This window comes from Nocardia cyriacigeorgica (assembly GCF_010858045.1).
GTDB classification, from domain to species: domain Bacteria; phylum Actinomycetota; class Actinomycetes; order Mycobacteriales; family Mycobacteriaceae; genus Nocardia; species Nocardia cyriacigeorgica_E.
This window is the reverse complement of record NZ_JAAGVC010000075.1, coordinates 1-8,811: the sequence shown is the minus strand read 5'-3', so window position 1 is coordinate 8,811 and position 8,811 is coordinate 1. Positions and strand designations below refer to the sequence as shown.

General features: G+C 64.4%; 7 protein-coding genes and 1 pseudogene. 3 read left to right on the top strand and 5 right to left on the bottom strand.

What is annotated here, in order from left to right; all coding sequences use genetic code 11:
- Nucleotides 1-355, top strand: a pseudogene (locus GV790_RS28445) (short chain dehydrogenase); the annotation flags it as partial.
- An 87-nt stretch (nt 356-442) separates the two neighbouring features.
- The gene (locus GV790_RS28440; protein ID WP_163817858.1) at nt 443-1,246 is read left to right on the top strand and encodes an LLM class flavin-dependent oxidoreductase; all 804 of its coding nucleotides are present in this window, start codon (nt 443-445) and stop codon (nt 1,244-1,246) included.
- 151 nt (nt 1,247-1,397) lie between these two features.
- Here the strand turns inward: GV790_RS28440 and GV790_RS28435 are convergent, their stop codons facing one another.
- From GV790_RS28435 to GV790_RS28425, 3 genes are all read right to left on the bottom strand, one after another.
- Nucleotides 1,398-1,694: a hypothetical protein gene (locus tag GV790_RS28435; protein ID WP_163817856.1), complete on the bottom strand. Its 297-nt coding sequence runs from the start codon at nt 1,692-1,694 to the stop codon at nt 1,398-1,400.
- 159 nt (nt 1,695-1,853) lie between these two features.
- Nucleotides 1,854-2,168, bottom strand: coding sequence for a hypothetical protein (locus GV790_RS28430; protein ID WP_163817853.1), 315 nt, complete (start codon nt 2,166-2,168; stop codon nt 1,854-1,856).
- Nucleotides 2,137-3,003: a helix-turn-helix domain-containing protein gene (locus GV790_RS28425; protein WP_163817851.1), complete on the bottom strand. Its 867-nt coding sequence runs from the start codon at nt 3,001-3,003 to the stop codon at nt 2,137-2,139. Before GV790_RS28425 ends, GV790_RS28430 begins: the two co-directional genes overlap by 32 nt.
- A 117-nt stretch (nt 3,004-3,120) precedes the next feature.
- Here GV790_RS28425 and GV790_RS28420 point away from each other — a divergent pair, with 117 nt between their 5' ends.
- A complete protein-coding gene (locus GV790_RS28420) occupies nt 3,121-4,125 on the top strand; it encodes an HNH endonuclease (RefSeq protein ID WP_163817849.1) in 1,005 nt (334 codons plus the stop codon).
- A gap of 46 nt (nt 4,126-4,171) precedes the next feature.
- Here GV790_RS28420 and GV790_RS28415 read toward each other — a convergent pair whose 3' ends face one another.
- Both GV790_RS28415 and GV790_RS28410 read right to left on the bottom strand, forming a co-directional pair.
- Nucleotides 4,172-7,132, bottom strand: a complete 2,961-nt coding sequence (locus GV790_RS28415) for a Z1 domain-containing protein (protein WP_163817847.1) — start codon at nt 7,130-7,132, stop codon at nt 4,172-4,174.
- Nucleotides 7,129-8,676 carry an ATP-binding protein gene (locus GV790_RS28410; RefSeq protein ID WP_280211081.1) on the bottom strand — a complete coding sequence of 516 codons (1,548 nt, stop codon included), beginning with the start codon at nt 8,674-8,676 and terminating at the stop codon, nt 7,129-7,131. Before GV790_RS28410 ends, GV790_RS28415 begins: the two co-directional genes overlap by 4 nt.
- Nucleotides 8,677-8,811: the final 135 nt, after the last annotated feature.

Genomic DNA, 8,811 nt, shown 5'->3' with positions numbered 1-8,811 from the left:
GTTCGAGCTCCAATTCGGCACCACCCCCACCAACCTCCTGGCCGCCCGCCCCGAACTCGGCCGCACCCGCGACACCACCCTCGTCCGCCTGATCCGCGCGCTCTCGTCTCGCGGAATCGTCTTCGGACGAGTCGAAACAGCCCTACTCCCCGCCCTCTACGCCGCCACCTCCCCCGAAGCTCGCGGCGCCCACCTCTACGGGCCCAACGGATTCCGCCACCTTTCCGAAGCACCCGCGGAACAGAAGCTGTACTCGCGGCTACGTAGTGCGGACCAGGCACAGAGGATTTGGGAGATTTCCGAGGAGCTGCTGGGGTACCGGTTTCCCGTTGCGCAGAGTGAAGCTCCGGCCTGAGAACGTTCCCGCGAGTCGTCTGCACCGATGAGTTTCGGGCGCGTGAGTCGTCCCTACCGGTGAAGAGCCGACAGATGGGAGCAAGGCATGGCAAGGCCGTTTCGATTCGGAGTCGTCGCCCCGCTCAGAACTGATCCGCCCACCTGGCGAGATCGAGTCCGCCGCATCGCCGACTACGGATACTCGACGCTACTGGTGCCCGACTTCCCACAGACCCAACCGGCGCCCGGCCCCATGCTCGCCACCGCCGCCGCCCTGACCGACCTGCGCGTCGGCACCTGGGTGTACGCGTCCCCGCTGCGCCCCGCGTGGCTGACCGCCTGGGAAGCGCATTCACTGACCCTGCTGACCGACGGCCGCTTCGAGATGGGCATCGGCACCGGCAGGCCCGGGATCGAGGACGAACTCCGCGACAAAGGCGTACACGCCACGCCACCCACCGAGCGACTGAGCGAAATCCGAAAAACAGTCGACACACTGCGAGATCTCGACGGACGCGACCATCACACCCCCGTGGCGATGGCGGTATACGGCCCGAAGGCACAGACGCTCGCCGCCGAGGTCGCCGACATCGTCACCTTCACACTCGGCGACCAGCCTCGCAGCGAAGTCGCCCGCATAGCACGGGACTTCCGCACCACCCGGGACATCGAGCTGGCCCTCCACGTCCCGGTCATCGGCGACACCGTCGCACCCCACATGGCCCACCCATCCACCGACCCCGCAGCCCTCCGCGCAGCAGACGCGCTGACGGTCCTACCGAACGATCCGGTAGCGGCCAAAGATGAGATCCAGCGACGCCGAGAAGAAATCGGGTTCTCATATTTCGTCATCGGCGCCGACTTCGCCGAGCTGTTCGCGCCGATCGTTGCGGAGTTGAGTGAGCGCTAACGTGGACGCCTGGATACCCCTCCCGAGCCGGGGATTGCGGTAGCGCCCGGGTCACCTCAACTCCGGTCGTGCGGCCACCAGATCGCAGCGACTATCACAAGTATCGGGAGCCCCACAACGATGGTGTACCCGGCGGGAAGTACCCAGCCGCTCACGACTGAGTCCCGGTGATCGACCAGCGTGCGAATGACAAACGTGGGCATACCGTTTCCACATCGACGACGTGCATGAGACCGTCGAGTTCGAGCACGCCGACATGATCGGGCGCGGGCAGAAATACGGCATCTGCCCCAGCATCGCGCACCTGATCGCCCAACGGGAGCACCGACATCGGCCCCGGCCACACCAGCCGATAGCCCAGCCGCCTGGCCAAGCGACGCATCTGTGCGGCATCCCATCCGGGCGCCCTGCTGCGGTCGTAGTCGATCCACCCCAGCGCTACCGGCATCACTTCGCACCACCCCATCCGTCGACGATTGGTATGCACCTGCCGCCGAGGAGACCGGGTATCCGGCTGCGTCCCGACAGCGGGGCCGGTCAACAGCCTTGTTGAGGGAAAGAGCTCGTGGCTATGGCACTTTCAGCACGTACCGCGAGAAGTACCACGTCAGTATTCGAGCCTGATCACTCCGGCGAGTTCGCGCATCTGGGGGGTGAGCGTGCGCCGCTTGGCGATGATGCGGCTCAAGATTTCTCGCGCCAACCGCTGTTCGACGAACCACGGCCGTGCTTCATCCGACAGCTTCGCCAGCACGTCGACCGCCCGGTCGTAGCGGCGCAAATCCGCGTGTGCCGCGGCGATGTCGAGCAGGTGGCGGTTGCGGTTGTCCGAGGTCGGGCGCAGATCGCGGGGTATGTCGCGGGCGAGGCGCAGCGCGAAGTCCGGCCGGTCATCGATCACGGCGTTCTCGACCCGCTTCATCGCCACCCGTTGCTGGGTCGAAGGTAGTCCAGTACTGGTGGTATGGGCTGCGTTCGGGCCGGATCGCGACCGCTCCCGCGGCAGCCAGCCGCATCATGTCCTCGGCCTCGTCCGGCCGATTGTCGCGGACAGCTGCCGCCGAACCACGCAACAGCAGCCAGCCCCAAGTGGATATTTCACGCGTCGTGGCCGCCGACAACCGCGGCTCGATCCGGTCCGCCCACTCCGTGGAGAGTCGACGCACCTGATCGAACCGCCGTTCCACGATCAGCAACCAGCACAGCGTGACGACAGCCGACGCCGCATCCAGCACGTTGCCGGTGGACTCCGCGTCCGTCACCGCGGACTCCAAGGCAAGTCGCGCAGTTTCCAGCTGGCGCGTTTGGACCAGAACCGACCCGGCGAGTTGGTGCACTCGCGATCGCAGCAGCGGTGGAGCACCGTCCCCATCCTGTATCAAACGCGGCAGGATGCGGGCGAGCTGTTCGTACTCGTTGTCGTGATACAGACGCGTGGCATGCGCGAGCACGGCCTCTAACCCAGGTACCGACACGGCCACATCCGCTGCCGGTAACCGCAGCGCCGCCCGCGTCGGTCCCCACCGCGCATCGGCGCCGACGCTCTCCGGGCTATCGGGAGCGGTCCCGAGCAGCGCCGTCAATGGGCAGCCGAGCGCAACCGCCAGCCGACGCAGCGTATCGATCCGAACATCGTCGCGCTCCCCTTGCTCGACCTTCCGGACAAGCGACAACGACACCTCAGCGGATTCCGCCAGCTCACGCTGGGTGAGCCCACACCGCTTCCGGATACGCTGGAGCCGCTCCCCGAGGTCCATGTGTTCCAGGCTAGCGGCACGGGCGGTGCCCGCAATACGAAATCACGCCGACTCTCATGTCATTCGAATGTGTTTGGCGTATGACCTCGAGCCGTAATCCCATGGCACACTGTGCATGTGAGGCTGGATCAGGAGCACGCGCTGCGGCTGGAGATATTCGAGGCATTAAGGGAGCTGGTCGACGCAAGGGGTGGCTTCGTTTCGCGTTCCGATTTGGCTGAGTTTTCGATCAGAGGAGCCCGACTCCCGCTGATCGATCGCAATCGGGGAATCCGCAATCCAGCGGATTTCGCGGCGACCCTGTCCGTGCTGTCCAAGCCTGACAGCCCGTACGCCGATGCCGAGGTCGGCAACTCGCTGTTCAGCTATGACTACCGGGCCGACGACATCGACAAGGGCGACAACGTCAAGCTACGCAAGACTGCGGAAACCGAGCTTCCATTCATCCTGCTCCGTTGGGTCAACGTAGGAAAGATCATCCGATATGTTCCGGTGTTTCCGGTCTACACCATCCACGACGACCCGGTGAACCGACGGATCACCATCGCCCTGGACGAATCACTGCGCGGGGTCAGCAACCCGCGAGATCTCACACCCGTCGAACGCGAGTACGCCCAAGAGGTCACCAACAAGCGCCTGCACCAACCCCAGTTCCGTAGCCAGGTGTTGATCGCGTACGCGAACCGCTGCGCGATGTGCCGGCTCGGCAGACCGCAGCTGCTGGAGGCCGCACATATCATTCCGGACGCGCATGAGCATGGAACCGCAGATATCTCGAACGGTCTGAGCCTGTGCCGTATCCACCACGCTGCCTACGATCACAACCTCATCGGCGTGTCCCCCGATATGAAAATTCATGTCGGTCCGGAGATCTTGTCGGCCACGAATGAAGGACCGATTCTCGAGCACGGCTTACAGAACCTTCACCAGGTCGAGCTCCAGCCCCCGATATCCGAGCACTACCGTCCGTCCAGACAAGGGTTGGAGCTGCGCTTCGAGGAGTTCAAGAATGCGGGAGGCGCCCTCGGACGGGACATCGATATCGCCCTGCCGCGCTCCACTGCAGACATCACGGTGCCCAAAACGATGATCACGCAGAAGGAATTCGCGGCTGACCGCTGATACTCGGCCGCATCCCTGCCGAAGCGGCCCGCCGACGAGCACGGCTCTAGCCGTCGGCTCCGTCGCCGACCTCCACGATGGCCGAATCGTCACCGGAGTCCACGGCCGTGAACCGGATGACATGCCCGTCTCGACCTGTCGCCGAGGCAGGTGCGACGAACCCGAACGCCATCACCAGCTTCCCGGGATCGATCTGCAGGTCCGCCGTGATATCGCCGCGGTGCCGTGGTTCGACGACCGGGTGCACCATCACCGCACCCCGTCGTGGTCGCACCAGTCCCTCGGTCGCGGGATCGCCGCACGATGGGAGGCCACCCGCGATGCGGATCGCGATCGACCGGTGACGGTTCGTACTGATGGCGCCGAAGAGCGGGTCGCGGCGACGAACCCGCTCCCACCGCGTGAACAGGCGCGAACCGACCCGGATTTCCTTGTCGCGCTGCGGACGCTGCGGTGCCAGCACCACCCACTCGTCGACCTGTCGCGTCGGGCCGGTCGAGATGCTGCGCAGGTACTCGAGATGCGGCGCGAATTGTGCCGGCGCGCGCCACCGATTGCTTTCGACGATAGCCAAGAACTCGTCGGCGGTAAGCAGGCCGGTCAGGGCAGAAAGCCGATGCACTCGGCCTCGGTCTGCGAAGTGGTAGGCGAAATCTGTCGTCGAGGCGGAAAGCCGCCCGAACACCGGCTCCCAGAGTGCTGTGTTGTGCCGCAGATCGGCCGATGACGTCGGATAGGCGAACGGTTCCCGCCATCGCCCCGGCGACCGGATCTCGATCAACTGGGCGTTGTACATCTTGTTCGGGCTCGTCGGCCTGAGCAGCGGAAGGTGCTGCGAAACCAGCGGCGGCACCTTGGCAGGCGTGAGTTGCGGCGAACCATCGACCGGCTTCGCGTATTGCACGAGCTCGGCACGGAAGGCGTCTTCGTCCATACAGACCGCCTCGAACGCTCGATACAGATCGATGCCGTTCGCCCCACTCCCCTGCTCATCCCGCCCGATATACAACCGCACCAGATCCCGGTAACCCTCGCGGAATCCGAACCAGCGCCCCATCTGCATCAGTGCGGAGACGTTGGCGGCGCGGCGGCGGAAGTAGGAGATGGTCAGGCCCTCGACGGTGAAGCCGCGGGAGAGTTTCTGGCCGCCGATGAGGATTTTCCAGATGCGGCGTTTGTCGAAGTCGGCTTCGCCGGTTTCGATGTCCTTGTCGCCGTTGACGACGATGATCGGCTTGTTGTCCTGGCCGATCTCCATGACGGCGGGGCCGATATAGGGCATGAGCTCGTCGTAGGACTGCGGTACCGAGTAGTTGCCCGCGCGGGCGGCGGAGACCGGTGCCAGGTCGGTGTCGAACAGGGCGCGGAGACGGCGGTGGCCGGCTTCGCCGAGATAGCCTGCGTTCCACCACAGTTTGGTGGCGCGGGCCAGCAGTTCCCGGTGGCTGTCCACCCAGTTCGCCTCGTGGATGAGCATGGTGTGATGTTTGAATTTCTCCTCGCCCATCCCGTCGACCTCGGTGCGGAAGAGTTTCATCGCTGCGGTCAGGACGAACATGTCCATGGCCTGTTGTAGGCAGGCGATGTCGTCATCGTCGGCGACGACGACATCACGCACGTGGGCGAGTTCGTTGGAGTTGGCGACGGTGCGCTCGTCCTCCGGGATATCAGAGTCGAGGTCGTGGAAATCGCTGGCTCCCATATAGCCCGCGGGGCGCGGGAGCGAGATGATGAAGTCCTTGGGGAAGATGTCGGTGGTATCGCTCGGATCGATGAAGACGTTCGCGTACGGGGTTGCCGTGTAGCCGACGTACTGCGCCCTGGGCAGCATGGTGAGCAGTTCGGAGATCTTCTGGTTGATCGCGGTGCGCTCGGCATCGGGTTTGGGGCGGGAGGTGTTGACCGAGGCCTCGTCGGATTCGTCGTCGATGATCAGGACCGGGATCTCCGACAGCGGAGTCTTGATCTTGTTCAGGTCCTTGACGAGCTTGGACAGCACGGTCTTGTTCTTCTTGACGACCATAAGTCGAGCCGAGGAACGGTACAGGTTGCGCTCGTCGTAGAGCGGAAGCGCCGGCTCTTGCTTCTCGAACTCGAGTGCCACGATGCCTTGCAGCAGGCTGTTGTAGTCGTTGTCCCGCGTTGTCATGCGCACGATATCGAAGGCGCCGAGTGCCGACGGCAAGCCGCCGAACTCCACGAAACGACCGCGTGCCCAATCCGGGTCGTCGGCGTAATCGGAATCGAATTCACTGGCTCCGCGCAGGATGTTCTCCCGGCCCACCAATTCCATGTCCAGCCGGCGCTGCGTCTGGGCCCGTAAGAGGTTCAAGGTGCCGCCGAGCACGATGATCAGGCGGTAACCCGCATCGACGGCCTTGGCTATGACGCCGGTGAAGTTGGCGGTCTTACCCGACTGGACGTAGCCGACGACCAGACCCTTGGACTGATACGCCACGGCGCTCGCGGGATCAGCGAGCCGTTCGACGACGTTGTCGGTGGCGACATTGAGGTCTTCGATCGCTTCGTCCGACCAGCCCTTGGTCCGGAGCAGCTGACGGTAGGCGGGCCAGTACCACGGGCGACCACGTTGGCCCACGGAGTCGTACCAGGGTACGAATTCCTTGCTGATCACCACTGGAAGTTCGGCCTTCGAGACAGGGATCAGCGCTTCCAGCAGTTTGGCGGTGGAGGTGTCGATGGCCAGCAGTCGGTAGATGTCGGCGCGGCGTTCATCGGTTCGTGCCGCGGCCGACGACCACGCGGGTGCCACAGCGAAATCCCACTGCGTCAGCTGTTTGCGCCACATGTCGACGATCGGATCGCCGGGCTGCGCGTTCAGCAGGGTCTCACGGAAGTCGGTCTCGTCGGCGAACGGCTCGGCAACGTCGGGGAGGTCCTCGACCTGGTACGCCATGGCACGCGCCAGTCGCTTCGGCCGGCTGCCGGCCATATCGGCCAGCACGGCGGTGTGCAACTCGATGCGGAGGGCGGGATCGCTGGTCATTGCTGTCCTCCCGCGTCCGACATATCCGCTAGCTCGGCCCGCGCGGCCGCGACCAGCACCGTCTGCCACAGTTGCAGGTTGTCCTTGATCCGTCGGCCGCTGTACTCCTTCTGGAAAACCTCGTGCACCAGCAGGTACAGCAAGGCCTTCATAGTCGGAGCGTCGTTCAAGCTGCCTGCTCTGCCGCCGAGGATCGCGGGGCGATAGCGGCGGTTCAGCGCGATGACCCGGTTCTCGCGGTCGATGTCGAAGAATTCGTCACCCGCGAGCTTCTGCCACAGGATCGAAATCGGCTCCTCGCCCGGGATGAGCGGCAACTCCTCTTCGATCGTCTCGCGTACTTCGGGCCCGAACCCGCGGCCGGGTGGAATGACCGCTTTACGCGTCGCGCCCGCCCGTTTCCGCGCCTCCCGGTAGGTCTGTTGGGCCTCGGCGAGATAGTCGGCGAAGAGATTGCCGTTGGCGTCGGCGGCGGTTTCCAGAGCGGTGAGGAATTCCGGTGAAGACTCCACGCCCTCTTTTTTGACACTGAGCCGGAACACGTCGCCCGGCTGATCGGGCACGTCGATGGCAACGCGAGCGAGCGACAGATGCTGTTCGGGCTGGCGAAAATTGTTCCAGCCGCCTGCTTGAACGACCCGGCCGTGGCGGTAGAAGTAGAAGCCCTGACGGTCGATGACGCTGCCAACCGCCCGGTACTGGTCGACATTCGATTTGGGCGGCCAGATATGAGCGGTCAGGAACACCGGGCCCAGCGAAGGGACTTCGGCGACGAACTTGCGCGGATAGTCGGCGTGGCCGGTGACCGGATATCCGAATGGATCCAACGGCTGCACACCGAAATTCATGTAGATCGCGCCGGTGCGGATGTCCTCGACGGCGATCGTGATGTTGAAATCGGGCCGCGCGAGAAATCGATGCAGTTGCAGGCCGAGGTGCAGTCCCAGCTTGTTGATGGTCCGGTGCAGATAGCGGTCGGTCTGGCCGCCCCCACCGCGGGTCGGGAAATTCTTCACCCCATCCCACCGGATAACGGTGCCGTTCCATCGGATCGGACACTGGTGGTAGCGATCGATCAACGACATCGCGTACTCGGGCGCGACGATATCGCATTGGAAACCGGCCAACGCGTGTTCCATCACCCAGCGTCGTCCGACGGGACGCGTCGTTTTGGTGCGGCTGACGACCGTCACCGCCCCGGCATGACTCAGCGAGGCCGACTTGAGACCGGTGCCGAACATGCCGAGCGCACCGGGCTGGTAATCGCGACGGCCGCCCACCGTCATGGCGATATCGAGCTCATCCTCGGACATGCCTTGTCCGTCGTCGATGACCAGCAGGCTCACCAGATTGTCGCCATCGCGCAGAAAGTGGATCACAACGTCCTTGGCGCCTGCGTCGATCGAGTTGTCGACGAGGTCGGCGATCGCGGCTTCGAAGCCGTAGCCCTGGCTGCTCAGGGCCTCCATATACCGCGGGTCGGGCGGAAGATGCTTGGTTCCCGTTGTGGGGACGTCGAAACTCCACTCCTGCGCACTGTCCACCCTGCCCGCCTCACTCCGCCCGCGCCACTGTTTTTCCAGGAAACTCGTGCGTGAAATCTTCTGGTGGCCGAGAGGTGTTACAGCTCACCGAGAGCAAGCACTCACGCGGGCAGCAGCCGCCCGACGACCTCGGCC